Source organism: Streptomyces sp. NPDC041200 (assembly GCF_055591805.1).
Window position 1 is genome coordinate 15,475 of the sequence record NZ_JBVIZF010000031.1, and the last position, 21,444, is coordinate 36,918.

General features: G+C 70.8%; 18 protein-coding genes and 2 pseudogenes. 8 read left to right on the forward strand and 12 right to left on the reverse strand.

Going from position 1 to position 21,444, the window contains the following annotated elements:
* Positions 1-67 precede the first annotated feature (67 nt).
* From ACZ6CL_RS35335 to ACZ6CL_RS35360, 6 genes are all read right to left on the reverse strand, one after another.
* Positions 68-721, reverse strand: coding sequence for a TetR/AcrR family transcriptional regulator (locus ACZ6CL_RS35335; RefSeq protein WP_468943630.1), 654 nt, complete (start codon positions 719-721; stop codon positions 68-70).
* Between the two features lie 151 nt (positions 722-872).
* Positions 873-1,640, reverse strand: coding sequence for an SDR family NAD(P)-dependent oxidoreductase (locus tag ACZ6CL_RS35340; RefSeq protein ID WP_468943632.1), 768 nt, complete (start codon positions 1,638-1,640; stop codon positions 873-875).
* Between the two features lie 22 nt (positions 1,641-1,662).
* Positions 1,663-3,333: a hypothetical protein gene (locus ACZ6CL_RS35345; RefSeq protein ID WP_468943634.1), complete on the reverse strand. Its 1,671-nt coding sequence runs from the start codon at positions 3,331-3,333 to the stop codon at positions 1,663-1,665.
* Positions 3,330-5,159, reverse strand: coding sequence for a flavin-containing monooxygenase (locus ACZ6CL_RS35350; protein ID WP_468943637.1), 1,830 nt, complete (start codon positions 5,157-5,159; stop codon positions 3,330-3,332). The genes ACZ6CL_RS35345 and ACZ6CL_RS35350 overlap by 4 nt, the downstream gene beginning before the upstream one ends.
* A 51-nt stretch (positions 5,160-5,210) precedes the next feature.
* Positions 5,211-5,813, reverse strand: a complete 603-nt coding sequence (locus tag ACZ6CL_RS35355; protein WP_468943638.1) for a TetR/AcrR family transcriptional regulator — start codon at positions 5,811-5,813, stop codon at positions 5,211-5,213.
* On the reverse strand, positions 5,810-7,204 hold the full coding sequence (locus ACZ6CL_RS35360) for an APC family permease (protein WP_468943641.1): 1,395 nt from the start codon (positions 7,202-7,204) through the stop codon (positions 5,810-5,812). Before ACZ6CL_RS35360 ends, ACZ6CL_RS35355 begins: the two co-directional genes overlap by 4 nt.
* Before the next feature lie 128 nt (positions 7,205-7,332).
* Between ACZ6CL_RS35360 and ACZ6CL_RS35365 the strand changes: the two are divergent.
* From ACZ6CL_RS35365 to ACZ6CL_RS35375, 3 genes and pseudogenes are all read left to right on the forward strand, one after another.
* Positions 7,333-8,136, forward strand: a pseudogene (locus tag ACZ6CL_RS35365) (ADP-ribosylglycohydrolase family protein); the annotation flags it as partial.
* 6 nt (positions 8,137-8,142) lie between these two features.
* Positions 8,143-8,487, forward strand: coding sequence for a DUF2975 domain-containing protein (locus ACZ6CL_RS35370; RefSeq protein ID WP_468943767.1), 345 nt, complete (start codon positions 8,143-8,145; stop codon positions 8,485-8,487).
* Positions 8,487-8,711, forward strand: a complete 225-nt coding sequence (locus tag ACZ6CL_RS35375; RefSeq protein WP_468943644.1) for a helix-turn-helix domain-containing protein — start codon at positions 8,487-8,489, stop codon at positions 8,709-8,711. The genes ACZ6CL_RS35370 and ACZ6CL_RS35375 overlap by 1 nt, the downstream gene beginning before the upstream one ends.
* Here ACZ6CL_RS35375 and ACZ6CL_RS35380 read toward each other — a convergent pair.
* On the reverse strand, positions 8,708-9,832 hold the full coding sequence (locus ACZ6CL_RS35380) for an MFS transporter (protein ID WP_468943769.1): 1,125 nt from the start codon (positions 9,830-9,832) through the stop codon (positions 8,708-8,710). The genes ACZ6CL_RS35375 and ACZ6CL_RS35380 overlap by 4 nt on opposite strands.
* Before the next feature lie 78 nt (positions 9,833-9,910).
* Between ACZ6CL_RS35380 and ACZ6CL_RS35385 the strand changes: the two genes are divergently transcribed.
* Positions 9,911-10,660, forward strand: a complete 750-nt coding sequence (locus ACZ6CL_RS35385; protein WP_468943772.1) for an AraC family transcriptional regulator — start codon at positions 9,911-9,913, stop codon at positions 10,658-10,660.
* Here the strand turns inward: ACZ6CL_RS35385 and helR are convergent.
* A complete protein-coding gene (helR, locus tag ACZ6CL_RS35390; RefSeq protein ID WP_468943774.1) occupies positions 10,657-12,822 on the reverse strand; it encodes an RNA polymerase recycling motor ATPase HelR in 2,166 nt (721 codons plus the stop codon). The two genes, ACZ6CL_RS35385 and helR, sit on opposite strands and share 4 nt — an antisense overlap.
* A 282-nt stretch (positions 12,823-13,104) precedes the next feature.
* On the opposite strand from helR, the gene ACZ6CL_RS35395 reads away from it, so the two are divergent.
* From ACZ6CL_RS35395 to ACZ6CL_RS35405, 3 genes are read left to right on the forward strand one after another with little or no spacing between them, the layout of a single operon-like run.
* Positions 13,105-13,509, forward strand: coding sequence for an effector-associated constant component EACC1 (locus ACZ6CL_RS35395; protein ID WP_468943647.1), 405 nt, complete (start codon positions 13,105-13,107; stop codon positions 13,507-13,509).
* 2 nt (positions 13,510-13,511) lie between these two features.
* Complete coding sequence (locus ACZ6CL_RS35400) at positions 13,512-16,232, forward strand: caspase, EACC1-associated type (RefSeq protein WP_468943650.1); 2,721 nt, start codon at positions 13,512-13,514, stop codon at positions 16,230-16,232.
* A gap of 37 nt (positions 16,233-16,269) precedes the next feature.
* Positions 16,270-17,283, forward strand: coding sequence for an MsnO8 family LLM class oxidoreductase (locus ACZ6CL_RS35405; RefSeq protein ID WP_468943651.1), 1,014 nt, complete (start codon positions 16,270-16,272; stop codon positions 17,281-17,283).
* Here ACZ6CL_RS35405 and ACZ6CL_RS35410 read toward each other — a convergent pair.
* Positions 17,247-17,765 (reverse strand): cupin domain-containing protein, encoded by a 519-nt coding sequence (locus ACZ6CL_RS35410; RefSeq protein WP_468943654.1) that lies wholly within the window; start codon positions 17,763-17,765, stop codon positions 17,247-17,249. The two genes, ACZ6CL_RS35405 and ACZ6CL_RS35410, sit on opposite strands and share 37 nt — an antisense overlap.
* 168 nt (positions 17,766-17,933) lie before the next feature.
* Here ACZ6CL_RS35410 and ACZ6CL_RS35415 point away from each other — a divergent pair.
* Positions 17,934-18,401: pseudogene (locus ACZ6CL_RS35415) on the forward strand (phosphotransferase family protein); the annotation flags it as partial.
* Here the strand turns inward: ACZ6CL_RS35415 and ACZ6CL_RS35420 are convergent.
* The 3 genes from ACZ6CL_RS35420 to ACZ6CL_RS35430 are packed head-to-tail and all read right to left on the reverse strand — an operon-like array spanning position 18,380 to position 21,443.
* On the reverse strand, positions 18,380-19,564 hold the full coding sequence (locus tag ACZ6CL_RS35420; protein WP_468943657.1) for an MFS transporter: 1,185 nt from the start codon (positions 19,562-19,564) through the stop codon (positions 18,380-18,382). The pseudogene ACZ6CL_RS35415 and the gene ACZ6CL_RS35420 sit on opposite strands and share 22 nt — an antisense overlap.
* On the reverse strand, positions 19,564-20,127 hold the full coding sequence (locus tag ACZ6CL_RS35425; RefSeq protein ID WP_468943660.1) for a GNAT family N-acetyltransferase: 564 nt from the start codon (positions 20,125-20,127) through the stop codon (positions 19,564-19,566). The genes ACZ6CL_RS35420 and ACZ6CL_RS35425 overlap by 1 nt, the downstream gene beginning before the upstream one ends.
* The gene (locus ACZ6CL_RS35430; protein WP_468943663.1) at positions 20,124-21,443 is read right to left on the reverse strand and encodes a DUF6271 family protein; all 1,320 of its coding nucleotides are present in this window, start codon (positions 21,441-21,443) and stop codon (positions 20,124-20,126) included. The genes ACZ6CL_RS35425 and ACZ6CL_RS35430 overlap by 4 nt, the downstream gene beginning before the upstream one ends.
* Between the last annotated feature and the right edge of the window lies 1 nt (position 21,444).

Genomic DNA, 21,444 nt, shown 5'->3' on the forward strand with positions numbered 1-21,444 from the left:
CGACCTCGATCCACCCCCTCGATCGAGCCAATCCCCGGCCAGGTAACCGGCTACCTGCCCGTACCGCCTACGCGTCCGCCGTGACCGGCGCCTGCCAGAGGGCGACGACGACATCGATCAGACCGTTCGCCGCCTCCCGCCAACTGGTCCTGGCTGTCGGCGCGTTGTTCGCGAGCGCACGCTCCCGCTCGGCGGACATCTGCGTGATCAGGTGAAGTGTCATGGCGGCGCGCTCGGCGTGCACCCCGGCCGGAAGGTCGGGCAGACAGCGCTCCATGCCCTCCCGTAGCTTCAGCATCGACGGCGACCCGGCCGCGAACTCCTCGACCGTGATCGCGCGCAGTGCCGGGTCGGCCGTGACCTGGGCGATGAACCGGGCGTACCAGCTGGGGGCACCCAGGGCCTCCAGATGCCCGGTGACCGGGCGGACCGCGCAGGCCACCCAGTCCCGCAGATCGGTGGAGTCGCCGATGTCGGCCATCATGCGCAGCCGCCCGGCCTCCATCTTCTCGGCGTGCCTGCGGGCGATGGCGCGCACCAGGTCGGTCTTGGCGCCGAAGTGATAGCTGACCGCGGCGTTGTTGCCCTGCCCGGCGGCCAGACTGATCTGGCGGTTGGCGACCGCGTGCACACCGTGTTCGGCGAACAGCCGCTCCGCCGCGTCCAGGAGCGCTTCGCGTGTCGCGCTGACCTGCTCGTCCCGCCGCACCCTGCCGGGCATCGCCACCACCACTTCGGGACATCACACTGGTCCGCGGGGGCCCGTCCCCCAGGCCACCGCGGATCCTCGGCCGGGTCGGCGAGGTCGGACGGGGAAAGCGTACGCAATCACCCGGCCGACCCGGACCATCGTCAACCCGTACGTCCTTGCGTCACACGGCGGCCCAGCCGTCGTCGACCGGGAGGACGGCGCCGTTGACGAAGGACGCGGCGTCGGAGGCCAGGAAGACAATGGCGGCGGCCTGTTCCTCCGACGATCCGTACCGGCCCATGATGGCCGCGCTCAACTGGCTTACCAGAGCGGGCCCGTGGGCTGCCTGGGCGGCGTCCACCCGCATGCTGGTCAGGGTGGGGCCGGGGGCGATGGCGTTGGCGCGGATGCCCTGCCCCCGGTACATGACGGCCAGGTTCTTCACCAGGCCGACGATGCCGTGCTTGGAGGCGGTGTAGGCGGCGCCCGCCGTGCTGCCGCGCAGGCTCGCCTCGGACGCGGTGAAGACGATCGACCCGCGCCCGGCGGCGAGCATGTGCGGCAGCACCGCCCGGGTCAGCTGGAACGGCGCCGTCAGGTTGATCCGGATGACCCGCTCCCACTCGGCGTCCTCGGTCTCGCCGAGCGCGGACATCCGGTCCATGATCCCGGCGTTGTTCACCAGGACGTCCACGCCACCGAACGCGTCGACGGCCCGCTCGACGACCGTGTCCACCACCCGCTGGTCGCTCAGGTCGCCGACGACCGCCACGGCGGCTCCCCCGGCGGCCTCGATCTCCGCCACGGTCTCCTCGGCGCCATCCTGGTCGACGTCCGCGACCAGCACCTTCGCGCCTTCCTGCGCGAATTTCAGGGCCGTGGCCCGGCCGATTCCGGACGCGGCGCCGGTGACGATGACACCGTGGCCTTCAAGACCCGTACCGCTCATGTGACATCCCTTCCTCTCTGTGTCATGTCTTCAGCTGCCACACGGTGCCCTCGCCGTTCGCCGCGAGGAGCAGGGAGCCGTCCGGGCCGGTGGCGAGTCCGGCGAACGGGCGGGGAGCGCCGACCATGCCGTGGGCGAAGAGCGCGGGCGGGGTGCGGGGCGCGGTGCCCGGGGGCTGTCCGACCGGCAGGTCCTCGGCCTCGGTCCGGCGCTCCCCCGTGCTCAGCGAGATCGCCGTGAGCCTGCGCGGCCCGGTCTCGACCGTGAACAGCGTGTCGCCGAGGACCGCCAGTCCCTGGGGCGCGCCGAGCCCGTCCGCGACGACTGCCGTCGTCCCGTCCTCGCCGATCCGCAGGACGGCCCCGAGCCGGTCGTCGCTCACATGGCAGCGCCCCTGGTCGTCGAAGGCCACGTCCACCGGGTGGCCGAGCCCTTCGGCGAGGACGGTGACGGTGTCGCCACCGTCACCATCGCCGCCATCGCCGCCATCGCCGATGGACACGACCCGGCCCGCGCCCGCCTCCGCGACGACCAGCGAGCCGTCCGGGCCCACGGCGATGCCGACCGGCTCGTTCAGACCCGTCGCCCGCTGGCGGGTGGACCGCTGGCCGGGGTCGTGGGTGTGGACGTCGCCGTACTGGGAGGTGAAGTGCACGAGTCCGTCCGCGGTGGTCACGCCGTGGACGAAGGGCATCAGGGTGAGCGAGGTGACGCCGCCCGACCCGTCCGCCCCGTCTACGGCGACCGGGTCGCCCTCATCCGTGAGTGCCGGGCTCGCCAGCCGGTAGTGGTCGGCCACGTACACCGTGCCGCCGAGGTCGACCGTCACTCCGTAGGGGCCGTCGAGGCCGCGGGGGACGATCTCGCGGGTGCGGCCGTCGGGGTGCAGTTCGGTGATGCCACCGCTGGCGTAGCTGGAGACGAACATGCGGTTCTCCGCGTCGAACGCCGCGTTGTCCAGCCCCACCAGGCCGCTGGTGACGAGCGTGCGGGAGCCGGAGCCGTGCAGGTCGATCCGGGTGACGATGCCTTCCACCCCGCGCGAGAGGACGTGCAGCACCCCGCCCTGGTCGAAGCGGACCGCGACCGGCTGGTGCACGTTCTCGGCGACCACCTCGGGCACACCGCCGTCCGGCGGGATCCGCCAGACCTGGTCCGTCATCATGTGCGGGTAGTACAGATAGCCGTCCGGGCCGAGCTGCATGGCGTTGCCGAGGGCGAGCCCTTCGGTGAGCACCACGGGCTCGCCACCGTCCGGGAACAGCTCCAGCAGCCGTCCGTCCGGCCGCATCTCGTTGACGAAGAGCCGGTCGCCGACGCAAGTGATGCCGTTGACCACCTTCACCGCGTCCGAGACCAGGGTGTACGCGCCCTCCGGGCCGCGCCGCCATACGCGGCCGGGGATCAGGTCGGCGATGTACATCGACCCGTCCGCGCCGAAGGCGAGGTCGTCCGGCGACTGCACCGGGCCGTCCATCGGCACGACCACCTCGACGTCCCCGGTGGCCGGGTCGACGGCGCTGATCTGCCCGGCGAGGTACTGGGCGACGTACAGCCGCCCGTCCGGGCCGAAGGCGACGCCGTTCGAACCCCACAGCGGGCTCGGGGGGTTGAGACGCCGCGCCCGCGGGCGGGAGCCGGAGACGGACACCTCCGCACGGTCGCCGAACCGGTTGTGGCGTGATGTGTTCACGCGTCCTCCGCCTCCACCAGTACGTCGTCCATGCCGCCGGTCGCGCGCCAGTGCCGCAGCAGGTCGTGGAAGGCCACCGGCCCGTCGGCGTACGCGTTGCGCTTCCGCGGCCTGCCCTCGTTGTTGTAGTAGCCCGGGGTGCACTCCGCCTGGAACGCGAGCAGGTCGGGCGCGTTCTCCGCGAGGGCCTCCAGCCACGCGTCCTGCGCCTCGGCGGTGGGTTCGACGTACCGGGCGCCGCGCTTGCGGGCCTCGGCGACCATCTCGGCCACGTGCTGGGCCTGTTCGTCGAGGACGTGGACGAAGTTCACGGAGGAGGCGTTCTGCAGCGGGCCCAGCTGGAAGAGGTTGGGGAAGCCGTGGGTGGAGAAGCCGTGGAGCGTCTTCGGCCCGTCCGCCCAGGCCTCGAAGAGCGCGACGCCGCCTCTGCCGTACACCGGGAGCTGTCCGGACAGGATCCCGGAGACCCCGACCTCGAAGCCGGTCGCGAAGATGACGCAGTCCACCTCGTACGCGGTGTCGCCGACCACGACCGCGGTTTCCGTCATCCGCTCCACGCCGTGGGTGTCCGCCGTGTCGACGAGGGTGACGTCCGGCCGGTTGAAGGCCTGGAGATAGCTGTCGCTGAACGTGGGCCGCTTGCACATGTAGCGGTACCAGGGCTTGAGCTTCTCGGCCGTGGCCGGGTCCTCGATGATGTTCTCCACGCGGGCGCGGATCTCGTTCATCTTCTGGAAGTCGGCGATCTCGTACAGCCGCTCCCGGTCCTCGGGCGGGACATCCGCGTAGGCGTTGGTCGGGATCAGCTTCTCCTGGAGCCGGGCGCTGCTGGTCCAGGAGTCGTTCACCAGGTCCTCGTCCGTGCGCACACCGGTGACGACCCTCAGGAAGTTCTCCATGCGGCGCCGCTGCCAGCCCGGCTGGAGCGACGCGGCCCACGCGGGGTCGGTGGGGCGGTTGTCGCGCAGGTCGACGGAGGAGGGGGTGCGCTGGAAGACGTACAGGTGTCCGGCGCCCGCGGCGAGATGGGGCACGGCCTGGATGGCGGTGGCGCCGGTGCCGATGAGGGCGACGCGCTTGCCCGCCAGTTTGTGCAAGCCGCCGTTCGCGTCGCCGCCGGTGTAGTCGTAGTCCCAGCGGCTGGTGTGGAAGGTGTGACCCCGGTAGCTCTCGATGCCGGGGATGCCGGGCAGTTTGGCCTGGCTCAGGGTTCCGGTGGAGGTGATCACGTAGCGGGCCCGTATGCGGTCGCCGCGATCGGTGCCGACCACCCATGCGGACTCCGCGTCGTCCCAGCGCAGTTCGCTCACCTGGGTCTGGAAGCAGGCGTCGGCGTAGAGGCCGAAGTGGCGCGCGATGGCCCGCGCGTGCTGCCGGATCTCCTCCCCCGGCGCGTAGCGCCACTTGGGGACGTAGCCGACCTCCTCCAGCAGCGGCATGTAGATGTACGACTCGATGTCGCAGTGGATGCCCGGGTAGCGGTTCCAGTACCAGGTGCCGCCGAAGTCCCCGCCCTTGTCGATCACCCGGATCGACTCCACGCCCGCCTGCCGCAGCCGGGCGGCGGCGAGCAGACCGCCGAATCCGCCGCCGACGATCACCGCCTCCACCCGGTCGTGCAGCGGCTCTCGCGTGAACTCGGGGTCGGCGTAGGGGTCGTCGGCGTAGTAGCCGAACTCGCCTCCGGTGCCGCGGTATTGGGCACTGCCGTCGGGGCGTACGCGGCGCTCGCGCTCGGCGCGGTAGCGGGCCCGTAAGACTTCGGGATCGAAATCGAGATCCCGCGGCGGACGGGGCGGGGTGGCGGGGGTGTGCGGGGCGGACATCGGCGTCCCCTTTCCGGGAGTCGGACGCCGAAAATCTATCACCCAAAAAATTTATTGGTCGGTGGTCGGAGGCGCCAGCATCCGGGCGAACGTCTCGACGACCGCGGCGATGTCCACCGTGGGGTCGTGCATCCACTGGGTCTGCAGGCCGTCCATCACCGCCAGCACCACCCGGGCCAGGTGCTCGGCCGATTCGTCGGCGCGGATCTCGCCGGTCCGCTGCCCCTCCTCGAAGTCCCGCGCGGCCTCGTCCACAAGGCCTCGATAGCGCGCGGCGAAGTGACCGCGCACAGGGCTCTCCGGGTCGGTGGCCGCCGCCGACAGCGTGACGTACAGCTTGGCGAGACCGGGGTGGTCGGTGATGAGGCGCGCGCCCGCCACCATGCCGTCGGCCACGGTCTCGCCGTCTCCGGCGTCCCGGGCGAACGCCTTGCCCAGCACATCGCGCCGCTCCAGGACCGCGAGGAGCAGGTCGTCGCGGGTGGGGAAGTAGTACGTCAGCGCGGGCTGGGTGACCCCGACCCGAGCGGCGATGTCCTGCAGGGAGGCCCGCTCTCCGTGCTCGTCGATGGCTTCGTAGGCGGCCTGGAGGATCTGTTCCCGCCGTTCCGCGCTCTTGCGGTACGGGCCCCGTGGCTTTCTCTGGTTCGTCACTCGCCAGACCGTACTTGACCCCGGTGTGACGCCTCGCCGTGTGCCTTCATCACCACCTTGTTGAGCGCCCACAGCCCGATCCCTACGGCCAGCAGCACACCCGCCCTGATGTACACGTGTGCGGGCCGGTCGGCCAGCGGGCTGGCCAGCACCAGGGCCATGATCGCGCCCAGCACGGGCAGCGCGGTGGGGGTGCGGAAGTGACGGTGTTCGACGGGGTCGCGGCGCAGCACGAGCACGGCGACGTTGACGATGGCGAACACGCACAGGAGCAGGAACGCCGTGGTGTCGCCGAGCCCGGCGATCTCCCCGGTGGACACCAGCCCGATGGCGAGGAGGGAGACGAACACGATCCCGACGACCGGGGTGCGGCGCCCGGCGAGTACGCGGCCCATGGCGCGCGGCAGGATGCGTTCGTTCGCCATGCCGTAGCAGAGGCGGGACGCCATCATGATGTTGATCAGGGCCGAGTTGGTGACCGCGAACAAGGCGATCAGCGCGAACAGCTTGGGCGGGAAGTCGAGCCCGCCGACCTCCACGACCTCCAGCAGGGGCCCGCTCGACCCCTCCAGCACCCGGTAGTCCACCAGCAGGGAAGACACCAGGGCGACCAGGACGTACAGCGTGCCGGTGACACCGACGCCGATGAAGATGGCGCGCGGGAAGGTGCGCCGGGGGTCCTTGGTCTCCTCGGCCATGTTGACGGAGTCCTCGAAGCCGACGAAGGCGAAGAACCCGAGGGCCGTCGCCCCCAGCACGCTGGTGATCAGCGCGTATCCAGTGCCCTCCGCCCGGAACTCGCCCAGCCGGGACGGATCCCCCTCCCCGCCCAGCACCGCCCAGGCCCCCGTCACGAGGATGACGAGCAGTCCGGTCAGCTCGACGAGCGTGAGCACCACATTCGTCTTCACGGACTCCGACACACCCCGCAGATTGAGGGCTGCCAGGGCCAGGATGAACAGGATCGCCACGAGCGTGGGCGGGAGCACGTCCGTGAACTCGGCCAGATAGTCGCCACTGAACGCCCGGGCCGCCGCACTCGCCGACGACAGCCCCGAGCACATGACCATGAAGGCGACGATGAACGTCACGAACGGCACCCCGAACGCCTTCTGCGTATACAGCGCCGCCCCCGCCGCCTGCGGATACTTCCCCACCAGCTCGACGTACGAGGCCGCCGTCAGGATGGCCACGACGAACCCGATGACAAACGGCAGCCACAGCGCCCCGCCGACCTTCCCCGCGACCTGCCCGGTGGTGGCATAGATCCCGGTCCCGAGGATGTCGCCGATGACGAAGAGAATCAGCAGCTTGGGCCCGATGGCACGCCGCAGCGGAGTGTCACCCCCGCCGTCCGGCACATCGGTGGCATCGCTTGCGGCTGCGGGCACGGCGACTCCCCTGGGGCGTTCTGCGCTGAATAAGGTGATTCCTTCCCGGTGGGCCGGCAGATGATGCCCCGGCGTACCGCACCCGGAGGCGCTCCGGCCGAAAGGGTGATGCCCGATAGTCTGTTCCAGTGGACTGGGAGCAACGCGCGGCTGGCGCGGTGGTGGGCACAGCGGTGGGAGACGCCCTGGGAGGCCCGTTCGAGTTCGGATCCGCGGGGGCTTTCTCCGCCCGTTTTCCGGTGCGTGGGCACGGCGGCGAGATGTGCGGAGGCGGCGGCTGGGATCCGGGGGAGGCGACAGACGACACGCAGATGGCGGCCCTGGTCGCCGAATCCCTGGTCGAGCAGGGCGGGTTGGACCTGCCGGACATCTTCGCCCGCTTTCAGCGGTGGGCCGCGTCCGAGCCCAAAGACATCGGCGTGCAGACCGAAGACGTGCTGACCAACGGCTTGCCCTGGGACCTAGCCGCCGCCATCCACTTCCAGGTCAACCTGCGGGCGGCGGGCAACGGGTCACTGATGCGAGCGTGCACGTCAGCCGTCCACTTCGCCCGCGATGGACAGCAGGCCACCATGGACGCGGCTCGGCGCGTCGCGGCCCTCACCCACGGCGACCGCGCCGCGTGGGAAGGCACCGCCGTCTTCCACGAACTCATACGCCTCGCACTCCATGGCTCCGATCCTCTCTCCGCGCTCCCGGCCATCCTGGGTCAGGTGCACCCTGACCACCGGGACCGGTACGCGGTCGTTCTCGCCCCCGGCTGGCACCCCGACCGGGCGACCGAGTCCAACGGCGCCGTCTGGCCATGCCTGGGCTCCGCCGTATGGGCGCTGCGCACCACCAATACCTACGAAGAACCGGTACGGGCCGCGATAGACCTCGGCGGCGATACCGATACCGTCGCCGCGGTCACCGGTGGCCTCGCCGGCGCTGTCCTGATGGGTCTGTTCGGGCAGATCGTCGTCATCCCGACGACGGCGGCCGACGAGGTCGACAAGTTTCCCCCGTACGAGCCGTTCGCCGTGCCCTACGCGACGGTGGCGATCGTCGGCATCGCCTGCGTTCAAGTCGCGCTCGTCGCCACGTGGATGCTGCTCGACATGATCCGGAGCGGGGCCATCTTCACGACGCGGGCCTTTCGGTGGGTGGATGTCACCAGCGCGTTGTTCGGCGCGACGGCGAGTGCCGGGGTGGGGGCGTTGTTCGCGATGCTCATCGCCATCATGCGGGGCCTGTTGCGTAAGGCGACGGACCTGGAGACCGAGATCGCCGAGGCCGTCTGATGGCGATCATCGTCGATCTCGACGTGCAACTCGCCAAACGCCACATGTCCGTCGGTGAGTTCGCCGCCGCCGTCGGGATCACGCCCGCCAACATCGCCGTGCTGAAGAACGGCCGTGCGAAGGCGGTGCGGTTCACGACGCTCGACGCGATCTGCCGCACGCTCGACTGCCAGCCCGGCGATGTGCTGCGCTACGTGCCCGACGACGGGCCGGACGACGGTTAGGGGGCGCTCGGCGCGGTGGGTTCGGGCAGGGTGCGGAACAGCAGCCAGCTGAGGGCGGGCATCAGGATCAGTGGGGTCAGGGCCGTCCGCAGGGAGGTCGCGTGGGCGAGGCTGCCGAGGAGCGGGGTGATCAGGCCGCCGATGCTGACGGTCAGTCCGAGGGTGATCCCGCTGGCGGTTCCGGCGCGGGTGGGCAGGTAGTCCTGGCCGAGGGTGACCTGCAGGGAGAAGGGGACGTACAGGCCGACGGAGGTCAGCGCCACGAACGCGTAGATCACCGGGCCGGGTACCCACACGATCCCCGCGACGGCGGCGACCGTGACGAGGTACGACCAGCGGGCGACGGTGACCCGGCCCCAGCGGTCGGCCAGGCGGCCGCCCAGCACGGAGCCCACCGCGCCGCCGAGGTAGAGCACGAACAGGGCCGCGGCGCCCGCCGCCGTATCTCCGCCCGGACGCGCTTGCGCGTACAGCGAGATGAAGGTGCTCAGTCCGATGAAGACGATGGACCGGCAGACCACGGCCAGCGACAGCTTCACGAACGAGACGATGTCGTCGGCGCCCGCCACCACCGCGGCGCCCGCGCCGCCGCGCACCGGAGTGTTCAGGGCGCGCAACACCGGCAGGCACAGCACACTGCCGACCAGCGCCGGTACGGCGAGCAGGGGCGACAGCCGCAGACCGCCGGTGGCGACGACAGCGGTGACCATGAGCGGCGCGGTGGCGAAGCCGAGGTTGCCGCCGAGGGAGAACCAGGCCATCGCGCTGTGGCTGCCCGCGCTGACGCGCCGCGCCACGCGGGCGGACTCGGGGTGATAGGCGGCGACCCCGACACCGGACACCGCGACGAACGCCAGCGTCCAGGCGTACGAACCACTCACCCCGCTCAGCGCGATGCCGAGCCCGCCGAGGACCGTACTCACCGGCAGCAGCCAGGGCATCGCCCAGCGGTCGGTGAGCGCGCCGAACACCGGCTGCGCCACCGAGGACAGCAGTGACGCGGCGAGCACGATGCCCGAGACCGCGGCGTAGCCGTACGCGCGCTCGGCGACGAAGAACGGGACGAGCGACGCGACAGCGCCTTGGTAGACGTCCACGCAGGCGTGGCCGACCGACAGCATGATGAGGGCTTTGTTCCTGGGCACATCGCCATGGTCATCACCGGCCACCCTGTCGTGCTTCCGATAAACTGCCAGATGATGCTGGAAATCCGCCATGAGCCGGTGGCGCCGACCCGTACCCAGTGGCTGGCGCCCGGCGGCGCCATCGACGCGCACCGCCACGACGACCACCAGATCGTCTACGCGGGCCGCGGCGTGCTGGCCGTGACGACCGGCACCGGCACCTGGATCGCACCGGCCACGCGCGCCATCTGGGTACCGGCCGGTACCGTGCACGCCCACCAGGCCCACGGCGAACTCGCACTGCACCTGGTCGGGCTGGACGCGAGCGACAACCCGCTCGGTCTGGACGAGCCGACCGTCCTCGCGGTCGGTCCCCTCCTCCGTGAGCTGATCCTCGCCTACACCCACACCCCGCACGACGACAGCCCCGAGCGGGGGCGGCTGCGGGCCGTGTTGCTCGACCAGCTGCGGGCCTCGCCCCGGCAGCCGCTGCACCTGCCCACCCCCACCGCGCCGCAACTGAGGGCGGTGTGCGAGATCCTGCGCGCCGATCCGGCCGACCACCGCACACTGGCCGCGCTGGGCAGGGATGTCGGCGCCAGCGACCGCACCCTCTCCCGCCACTTCAAGGCCGACCTCGGCATGACCTTCCCGCAGTGGCGCACCCAACTGCGCCTGTACCACGCGTTGGTGCTGCTCGCCGAGCACGTCCCGGTGACCACCGTGGCCCACCGGTGCGGCTGGTCCTCCGCCAGCGCGTTCATCGATGTGTTCCGCCGTACGTTCGGCCACACTCCGGGAGCACATCGGCCGACGTCCGACTAGCTGGTGAGGATGACGAGTTGCCGCGTCGCCCGGGTCATCGCCACATAGCGGTCGACCGCACCCTCGATGCCCTCGCCGAACCGCTCCGGGTCGACGAGGACGACCAGATCGAATTCGAGCCCCTTCGACAGCTCCGGGGTCAGCGACCGGACACGGGACGTGGCGCTGAAGGAGGGGTCACCGATGACGCAGGCGGTCCCGTCCGCGTGTGCGGCGAGCCAGGTGTCGAGGATCGCGCTCAGGTCGGCGACGGAGCCGTGGGCGACGGGGATGCCACTGCCACGGATGGACGTCGGCACGTTGGCGTCCGGGAGCGCGGCCCGGATGACCGGCTCGGCCTCCGCCATGATTTCCTCCGGGGTGCGGTAGTTGACGCTCAGAGAGGCCAGGGTGATCCGGTCGAGCCCGGCCCCCGCCAGCCGTTCCCGCCACGACTGCGTGAACCCGTGCCGGGCCTGGGCGCGGTCTCCGACGATGGTGAAGCTCCGGGACGGGCACCGCAGCAGCAGCATCTGCCACTCCGCGTCGGTCAGCTCCTGCGCCTCGTCCACGACGATGTGCGCGAAGGGACCGGCGAGCACGTCCGGGTCCGCGGTGGGCAGCGCGCTCTCGTCGATCAGGCTGTCCCGCAGGTCCTGGCCGCGCAGCATCGTCACCGCGCCTTCACCGTCGTCGTCGGCCGCGAGCACGTTGTCGATGACGTCCTCCATGCGCTGGCGTTCGGCGGCGACGGCGGCCTTGTGCCGACGCTGCCGCCGGGCCGCCTCCGGGTCACCGAGCCGCTGCCGCGCCGCGTCCAGCAGCGGCAGGTCGGACACCGTCCAGGCCTGGGGGTCCGCCTTGCGCCGCAGCTTCCGGACGTCCTCGGCGCCGAGCCGGGGAGCACACATCCGCAGATAGGCGGGCACCGACCACAGGTCCCCGACGAGGTCGGCCGCTTCGATCAGCGGCCACGCCCGGTTGAGGGCCCCCACCAGCTCCTCGTCGTGCGCCAGCGACCTCCGGAAGAGGTCGGGCGAGACATCGCCATCGAGCTTGTCCAGCAGGATCGTGACCAGCTCCTCCCAGATCTGCTCGCGCGCCTCGTTGTGCGGAGTGCCCGGCTCCGGCGCGTCGAACGCCTCGGCCCAGTCGTCGGCGCTCAGCCAGATGTCGGCCCAGTCGGTCGAGACCGTCATGCCCTCGGCGGGCGGCTCCTCGTAGAACCGGACGGCCTTCTCGATCGCCGCCACCATGTCCGCGGACGACTTCAGACGGGCCACCTCCGGGTCGGCCTCGACCGCCGCCCCGGCCCCCTCGGCGACGAGGTCCCGCAGGGTGCAGATCCGCACGCCCTCCTCTCCGAGGCTGGGCAGGACATCGGCCACATAGGCCAGGTAGGGCTGGTGCGGGCCGACGAACAGCACGCCGCCGCGGCGGTGGCCGAGACGGGGGTCGGAGTAGAGGAGGTAGGCGGCGCGGTGCAGGGCGACGACGGTCTTGCCCGTACCCGGGCCGCCGTCCACGACGAGGGCACCGCGCGATCCCGCGCGGATGATGGCGTCCTGGTCGGCCTGGATCGTGCCGAGCACGTCGCGCATCCGTGCCGACCGGTTGTCGCCCAGGCTGGCGATGAACGCGGACTGGTCGTCGAGCGCGGCGTGCCCGGCGAACCCGTCCGCGGTGAACACCTCGTCCCAGTAGTCGCTGATCCGGCCGAGGGTCCAGCGATATCTGCGGCGGCTGGCCAGGCCCATCGGGTTGGCGTGGGTGGCCCCGAAGAACGGCTCGGCCGCGGGGGAACGCCAGTCGAGCAGCAGCCGGCGGCCCGCGCTGTCCTTGAGGCCGAGCCGTCCGACGTACACGGGCTCGCCGCCGTCCGCGCCGACCATGTGTCCGAGGCACAGGTCCAGGCCGAAGCGGCGCAGCGCGCGCAGACGGGCGGTCAGCCGGTAGATCTCCGCGTCCCGGTCCATCGCCTGCCTGCCGACGCCACCGGGCGCCTTGCGCGCGGCGTCGAGACGGTCGGACAGCTCGGCGATCGACTGATCCAGGCACTCCGCGATGGCCGCGAAGTGCCGCTCATCACCGGCGATCAGCGCCGGATCCGCCTTGGGGGCAAGGCGGTCGGGAAGGCCGAACGCGCTGGTGGGTCCGCTCGACCCAGACGCCGACAACAACATACGCACGTCACGACTCCGTTTTCGCAGGTCCGTCCTGGCTCAGACCGGAGATTCTGCGGCACGGTGGGGGCCTTGCCGCAAGGCCCCTGGTGCGCTATACGTTAAGAGTGGCGGGGAGTGTGTGCGGTTGACCGGAGAGGGTCCCGCAGTCCACCCCGTGCCCCCGATCGCTGATCCTTCCCCGCATTGCCCCTTCCCGCATCGTTCCTTCCCGCATTGATCCTGCGCAGACACCCCCGAGTACGTCAGAATTGAGCAGGTTGTCGTCACAAGGGGGGCTTGGTGCGGATCGACGTAGCGGTGAGTGGCGGCGAGGAGGAGCTGCGATCGCTCCACGACTGGCTGGGCCGGGACCCCGGCATACGCCGCACCGCCCGGGTGGAGCTGGTGCAAGCCCCGCCCTCGCCGGGCCAGATGGGCGTGCTCACCGATGTGCTGCAGCTGCTCACCGACAACGCCTGGAGCGCGGCTTCCTTCATCCTGGCGCTGTCCACCTGGCGGCAGACGCGACCGCAGGCCCATCGGATCACCGTGCGCCGCGGTGACCTCACGGTTTCCCTCGACGGTGGCGACGAGGAGGAGCTGCGGCGTCTGATGGACGCACTGCAGCGCCCGGCCGAGCCCGGACCGGAGGGAGACGGGGACGGGGAACGGGACCGGGAGGCCGACGCGGGGGACGGGCGATAGCCGTGGCCGTCCTGCCCGACCGGGCCACCACCCGCGCGGTGCTCATCGGCACCAGCCGGTATGCCCATCTGGAACAGATCCCGGCGGTGGCCGACAACCTGAGCGCGCTGGCCGCGGCCTTATGCGCCCCGCATTCATGGGGGCTGGCGCCCGAGCACTGCACGGTGATCGCCGACCCCGCCACGGCGGTGGAAGTCCTCGACGCCGTGCGGACGGCGGCCGAGGAAGCCACGGACACGCTGCTGGTGTACTTCGCCGGACACGGCCTCGTGGAGCCGCGCCGCGGCGAGCTGTTCCTGGGGCTGACCGGATCGGTACCGCACCGCTCCTACACCGGACTCCCCTACGGCACGCTGCGCGACGTCGTGCTCGACGGGCGGTCCGGCCGCCAGGTGATGCTGCTCGACTGCTGCTTCAGCGGACGGGTGCTCGGCTTCATGAGTGCGCCGGGGGCCGATGCGTTGATCGACCAGGTGGAAGTCGAGGGCACGTATCTGCTGGCCTCCGTCCCCGACACCAGCTTCGCGCTCGCTCCGCCGGGTGAACCCCATACGGCCTTCACCGGTGAGCTGCTGCGGCTGCTGCGCGACGGGGCACCGGGCGGGCCGGAGCTGCTGGACCTGGACACGGTCTACGCACAGGTGTACACGGCGCTGCGGGCGAAGGGGCGTCCCCTGCCGCAGAAGCGCGACCGCAATACGGCGGGCGGCCTGGCCCTGGCCCGCAACGTGGCCTGGACACCGCCCGGTTACAGCCCGCCACCGCCCCCGTACGACCAGGAGCCGGGGCCCGAGCCCGCACCCACGCCGCCGTACGAACCGGAGCCCGCACCCACGCCGCCGTACGGACCGGAGCCCGTGCTCCAGCCGCCGCCCGCGGCACCGCCGCAACCGGCGTGGTCGCCGACACCCCTGCCCTCCCCCGGCGGTGTCTCACCGGGCCTCCGCCGGACGGTCCGTTTCGGACTGGCGGGGGCGCTCGCCGTTGCCCTGATGGCCGCGGGCATCCCGCTGGTGACGTCCTGGATGAAGGACTCCGACGCCTCCACGGACAAGTCCGGACAGCGGGCCAGCACAGCGAAGGCGGGCCCCACCTCCGGGTACAACGCCGCGACCAAGGGCACGGTCAACGCCTCGACGAAGAGCGGCGGCACGCTGAAATTCATCAGCAGCCGCGACGCGGACTCCTGGGACCCGCAGCGCAGCTATTACGGCTTCGTCTGGAACTTCTCCCGCTACTACGCCCGCCAACTGGTCACCTACGCAACCGAACCCGGCGAGGAGGGCACCGAACTCGTCGGGGACCTCGCCGAGAAGAGGGCCGAGGTGACCGACGGCGGCAAGACGTACACCTACACCCTGCGCGATGGCCTCACCTGGGAGGACGGCACGGCGATCACCCCCGAGGACATCAAATACGGCATCGAGCGACTCTGGGCCCAGGAGGAGATCAACGGCGGCCCGCTCCATCTGCCGCAGGTACTGGACCCCGAGCGCACCTACCAGGGGCCGTACAAGGACAAGCTGGGCCTGAAGGCCATTGAGACCTCGGGCAAAACCATCGTCTTCAAACTGCCCGAGCCCAATGGCGACTTCGAGCGGATGCTCGCGATGCCGACCGCATCGCCTGTCAAGAGGGACAAGGACACCAAAGACCGGTATCAGAACCGTCCGTTTTCCTCCGGGCCCTACAGGTTCAAGTCCTACACACCGAACAAGTCGCTGGAACTGGAACGCAATACGAAGTGGAAGCAGTCGTCCGACCCGATCCGCACCGCTCTCCCCAACCGGATCACAGTGCAGATCAATAACAATGAGCAGGCGAACGCGCAGGCCCTGCTCTCGGGCCAATACCACCTCGACCTGGAATCCAACGGACTCACCGAGGCTGGCCTCCTCAAAGCCCGGAGCACATCCGAGCAGCTGGACAACCCGTACACCGGAGTAGTCCTGTTCGCGGCCCTTCCGCGCTCCGTCGAGCCTCTGAACAACGTCCACTGCCGTAAGGCCGTCATCTACGCGGCGGACAGGGCGAGCATGCGGACCGCGGCGGGCGGACCGCAGAGTGGCGATATCGCGCCCCATATGCTTCCGCCGACCATCGTGGGCTCCTCCCCCTCCTACGACCCGTACAAGACCCTTGAGAACAAGGGCAAGCCGAGTACCTCCAGGGCGAAGGAAGAGTTGGCGGCGTGCGGAAAGCGGGACGGGTTCACGACCACCATCGCGGTGCGCGACCAACCCGTCGACGTGGACGTCGCCACGGCGCTCTCGGAATCGCTGAAGAAGGTCGGCATCCGTACCCAGATCGAGCGGATGCCCATCGGGGACTTCTACACGGCGACAGGATCGCCCGCGACCGTGAAGAAGAAGGGCTACGGCATCGTCGTCCGAAGATGGTCCGCCGACTTCTCGACCGGTCAGAGCCTCCTGCAGTCGCTCGCCGACAGCCGTTTCATCCAGCCCTCCGACAACACCAATGTCGCGGAGCTGGACGATCCCACGGTCGACGACCTCTTCGACGCGGCGATCGCGGAACAGGACCCGGCGAAGGCCGGGCGCGGCTACGCGCGGATCAATGAGAAGATCTCCGACTCCGCCGCGTACCTGCCCGTCCTGTTTCAGCGGAGCACGATCTGGCGCAGCCCCCGGCTGACCAACGTCCGCACCAGCGAGCCCTGGGAAGGCCGCTACGACTACGCCTCGCTGGGCGTCGCCAAATAGGCCGCCCGATACGGTCGGAACTCCTTATGCTGGCCGCATGATCGACCTGCCGCTCTCCGCGCTGGAAGTCGCCATGGTCCAGACTGGTACGCGGGCCGTGGACACGTTACGTGACACCACCGCCTTCGCCCAGCGTCTCGACGCCCTCGGCTACCGGCGGCTCTGGTACGCCGAACACCACCACTCCCCCGCCATCGGCGCGTTCCCGCCCGTGGTCCTGACCGCGCACGCCGCCGCGTCGACGTCGGCCATCCGTCTGGGCTCCGGGGGTGTGCTCGCCCCTAACCACTCGCCTCTCATGCTGGCCGAGCAGTTCGGCACCCTCGCCGCGCTGCACCCCGACCGGATCGACCTCGGCATCGGCCGCGGTCCCGGCACGTTCGACGAGTCCACCGCCCGGGCGCTGCGGCGCGGCGCCGGGCCGACGACGGACGAGGCGTACCGGGACGACGTGGCGGCGACGCTGCGGTTCCTTGTCGACGAGGTGGCACTCGGCCGGCTTCCGGAACCGTGGCTGCTGGCCTCCAGCACCGCCGGTGCCGCGCTCGCCGCGGAACTCGGCCTGCCGCTCGCCTTCGCCCACCACATCCGCCCCGACAACACCCTTGCCGCGCTGGGCCATTACCGTGCCCACTTCTCCCCCTCCGCGTGGTGTGCGCGGCCCCGGGTGCTGGTCTGCGTGGAGACGGTCTGCGCCGAGACCCAGGAGGAGGCGGTACGGCTGGGCGGCCCGATGAACGTCGTCAAGGCCGGGCTCCTCAAGGGCCACAGCGAGATCCCGTTCCCCTCCCCCTCGGAGGCGGCCGCGCACCCCTTCACGGCGGACGAACGCCAGGCCCTGGCGGCCTTCCTGGCCCATCAGGCACACGGCACCCCCGAGACGGTCATACGCCGCCTGACAGAAGTGGCGGACGCGACCGGCGCGGACGAACTGATGCTGGTCACCCCCGTCTACGCCCTGGCGGCCCGCCTGCGGTCGTACGAACTCGTCATGCGGCACGCCACCACGCCGGGCTACTCCGCCCCTGACTCGAAGTCCTCCACGAAGTAGCTGTCGTGCCGGACGCGGAACTGTTTGAGTTCCTCGGCACCGCGCTGTGACATCTCCGCGAGGCGCTCGAAGTACTCCTCACGTGGGGCGCCCGGGGAGAAGAGCAGGAGCATGGACGTGGGCTCGTCGGACACGTTCTTGAAGGCGTGCAGGCCACCGACCGGTACGTACAGGAAGTCGCCCTCGCGGCCCGTGACCCACTTCTCGCCGTTGTACAGCTCCAGTTCGCCGGAGAGGATGTAGAAGGACTCCGACACCGCCTTGTGGAAGTGGGTCGCGGGCCCACCGGCCCGTGGCCCCATCTCCACCTTGTACAGGCCGAATTCACCACCGGTCGACTGGTTGGTGGCGAGGTAGTGCGTAGCGCCTCCGGGCGAGGAGAGGTCCGGCGGAGTGTCGGCCGGGCGGAACGCCGCGTTCACTTCGCCCCTGGTGCCGTGGTAGCGGGGCTCCGGGTACTGGAGGTCTTCCGGGTACGACATGATGCGCTCCTCTCGGCAGGTCTCCACCGCATGGTGGCTCCCGCCGCGGAAAGGTGGCATCGGACGCACGGATGATCTTCGGTCGGCCCGGACTGAGGGCTGGGGACCTAGTACTTCCATGCTAGGCGGAGGCCCGCGGGGCCGCCACGCGGCCGCTAGGTTGTGCGCATGAACGCACATGAGGGTGTAGCGGTCGGTACGCGTGTCTGGGTGGAGCAGCGGGTGGGCGGGGGATGCCGGGTCGACGGGGTGGAGCGGCTGCGCGGTGGGTGGACCTCGGAGATGCGGCGGCTGCGCGTCAGTGGTTCCGGAACGCCGCGGTGGCTTGTGCTGAGATCGTTCGTCAAGCCGTTCTTCGTCCGGGCGGCGGAGAGGTTACTCACGCGCGAGGCGGACATCTTGCGTCTGCTCGCGGAGACCGAGGTGCCGGTGGCCGCCTTCAAGGGTGTCGACGCTACAGCGGCGCATTGCGAGCACCCGTCCTTGCTGATGTCGCTGCTGCCGGGCAGTGTGCGGCTGGACGAGGAGGGGGCGGGGGTGCGGGCCGGGCTCTTGACGCGCCAGTTGCTCGCCATTCACCGGGTGCGGGTTCCGGACGGGTCCCGGCCGCGGGTCTACCCGCCGTGCGAGTCGCCGGTCATCGGTGCCCACTGGATGCGCGGAGCGCACAGCGTCACGATGAGCGCCGAGGCGGCGACGACCGCCATGCCCCAGACCAGGCCGCTCGCGTTCGCCACGAAGCCGATGAACGGCGGTCCGGCCAGGAGTCCGGTCGTGCCCATGGTGGCGACCAGGGTCAGGGAGTCCGTACCCTGCCGCGCCGCGGCCACGTAGACGCAGGGGGTGACGGCCGCGATGCCCAGACCGACGCAGGCGAACCCGATGAGGGCCGCTGCCACGCCGCCGCCGAGCAGGGCGAGGGCCAGCCCCGTACCGGCCAGCGCGCTGCCGAGGAGGACCACGCGGCCGTCACCCCAGCGGCCGCGCCAGCGGTCGGCGACGAGGCGGGCGACCACCATGGCGCCGGACACCACGGCGATGCCCAGGGGCGCGAGTTCCGCGGACGCCCCGGCGACGTCCTTCAGATAGAGGCTGGACCAGTCGTTCATGGCGCCCTCGGTCACCGTGCCGAACACCATGGCGCAGCACATCCACCACGTCATGCGGGACGGCACGGTCCAGCTGCCGCGACTCTTCTTCTCCCCTTCGCCGACGGGAGCGCCGGGCTCCTCGGCCAGCAGGCCGGTACGGGCGTAACCGCCGAGCAGGACGAGGACGGCTGCGGCCACGCCGAAGTGTGCCGGGACGGACGGGGTCACCGCGCTCACACCGGAGGCGAGGAGGGCCGCGAGCAGGGAGCCACCGCTGAACGTGGCGTGCAGCCTGGCCATGGCGTGGCGCCCGTACGTGGCCTCCAGCGCCGCCCCCTGCGCGTTCATGGCGGTGTTCAGGCATCCCACGAAGACCCCGTCGGCGCACAGCACCAGCAGGGCCACCGGGTAGTTCGGCGCCGCCGCCAGGGCCGGGAGCAGCAGCGTCAGGCAGAGCGTGGCAAGCAGCGCGAGCCGCCGCGATCCCATCCGCCGCATCAACGCCGCCACCAGGGGGAACGACACCGACGCACCGACCCCCGCGGCCATCAGCAGCACTCCCACCTCGGCCGCGGTCAGATCGAGGTCCGCCTTGAGGGCGGGGATCCGCGACGCCCAGGTGGCGTACTGGAAGCCGAGGGAGCAGAACAGCGCGGCGATGGCCAACTGGCCACGGTGAAAGGGGTCGTGGAGAGAGAACACGCGCATCAGCTCACCTCGTCGGGCAGCGCCTTGGACATATACACGGCGTTCGGGCCGTAGCCGCCCGGGCGCACGGCCCCGGGGTGTCCGGCGAACCCGCGCGCCGACCAGAACCGCTCGCTGCGCCCCACGGCGACGAGCGAGATCCGCTCGTAGCCACGCGACCGGGCCAGCGAGGTGAGGTGGTGCAGCAGGCGTTGCGCCAGTCCTCTGCGGCGGAAGCCCTGTGCGATGACGATGTCGTGCAGATGCAGGTTGCGCGACGGGAGCGCGGCGGTCCCCTCCCCCTCCGCCCGTGCCAGGGCGGGGAACTGGAGTGGCGGATACGGCAGGGCCAGCAGATAGCCCACCGTCCGGGAGCCGACGTCCAGCACGAAGCAGGTGCCCGGCGAGGTGTCCGCCTTGGACCGGAGCGCGGCCCGCCCCTCGGACAGGCCGAGCGCGGTGTAGGTGTGGGACTCCAGCGCCACGATGCCGTCCCAGTCGCCGTCGTCGATGGGACGGATGCGGATGTCGTCGTGGCGTACGCGGATGTCGCTGTGGCGCGTCTGGGTGCCGCTGTCGTTCACCGGCGCTCCGGCGGCGTCGAGAGTACGGGGGTGGTCCTGGCCGCGCGCACCAGGGCGGGCCAGGCCTCGGCGAGCAGGGCGAAGTCCTCGATGTCGCGCTGTGCCTCGTCGAGGAGCCGGTCGCGGCGCGCCGCCACGAGGTCGGCGAACGTGGCGTACCGGCCGCCCAGTTGCCGGTAGGCGGCGTCCAGACGGTCCAGCCGCTGGATGTTTTCCGCTCCGTCGAGCCGCGCGCTCCGGCGGGCGATCCGGGCGACGGCTTCGGCGCTCGCCCGGCCGCGCCCGTCGAGCAGCGTCGCACCGGCCCGGGCCATCTCGTCGTAGATGACGTTGAAGTAGCGCATGGACAGCAGGAATTTGACGAAGCGCGTCTGGTACCCCAGGAACCCCGGCCCGGTCCGGCGTTCGCCGGTGTAGTAGTTCACGATGTGGCGGTTGTGGAGGACGCCTGGCAGCCCGGCGTCGTGGACGAGGTGTGTCAGGAAGTAGTCGCTGCCGATGGTGTCGGTGGCCGGTGGCAGCGGGACGTGTTCGTGCACACCGTGGAAGCTGATGTTGCACATGTCCACCCGCATGGGGTCGACCAGGGTGAGCGTCGCCTGGTCCCGGGTGAACGCCTCGGTTCCGGCTCCCCGGAAGGACTCGTCCACGAGCTGCCGCTTCCGCTCGTCGGACCAGTGCTGGGGTGCCCAGAGGCTGACCACGTCGTAGTAGAGGTCCGGGTCGAGGGCGTGGATCTCGCCGATGTCCACGGACAGCTCCCCCACGAAGGAGCCGCCCACCATCGCCACCCGCTTGCCCATGTGCTCCGCGGCCAGTGCCGTCCCGGAGACGCCCTGAGCGGCCTCGGCGGCGGTTTTGCCGAGCGACATGAGTTCGTGGTGGACGGGGAAGACGGTCTCGCCGTTCACGGTCTGGTAGCGGCTGTCGGAGTCCCTGCGGTGCACGGACTCGCAGCCGAGCGCGACGGCGATCAGGAACGCGCGGTTGGTGCAGGCTCCGTAGGAGAGGCGGTCCGGGAGCATCAGGTCCAGGAACAGATCGGGCTTGACGGTTCCGGCGTGGCCGATCACCCGCTGGAGGAAGGTCCGCTGCTCCGCCTCGTCGAGGTGGTGGACGACGGTCCCGGTGGTCCGGGGCAGGGCCCGGACGGCCTCGGCGTTCTCCGCGTACGCCGTCGCGTCGCAGGAGTCCAGGATCAGCAGTCGCACCTCGGTGCCGAAGTGTGCGGCGGCGTACGCGGCTTCCTCACCGATGGCGGTGATCGTCGCGGCGCACGGCCTGTTGGTGGGCAGGGTCAGGCAGATACGTCGCATG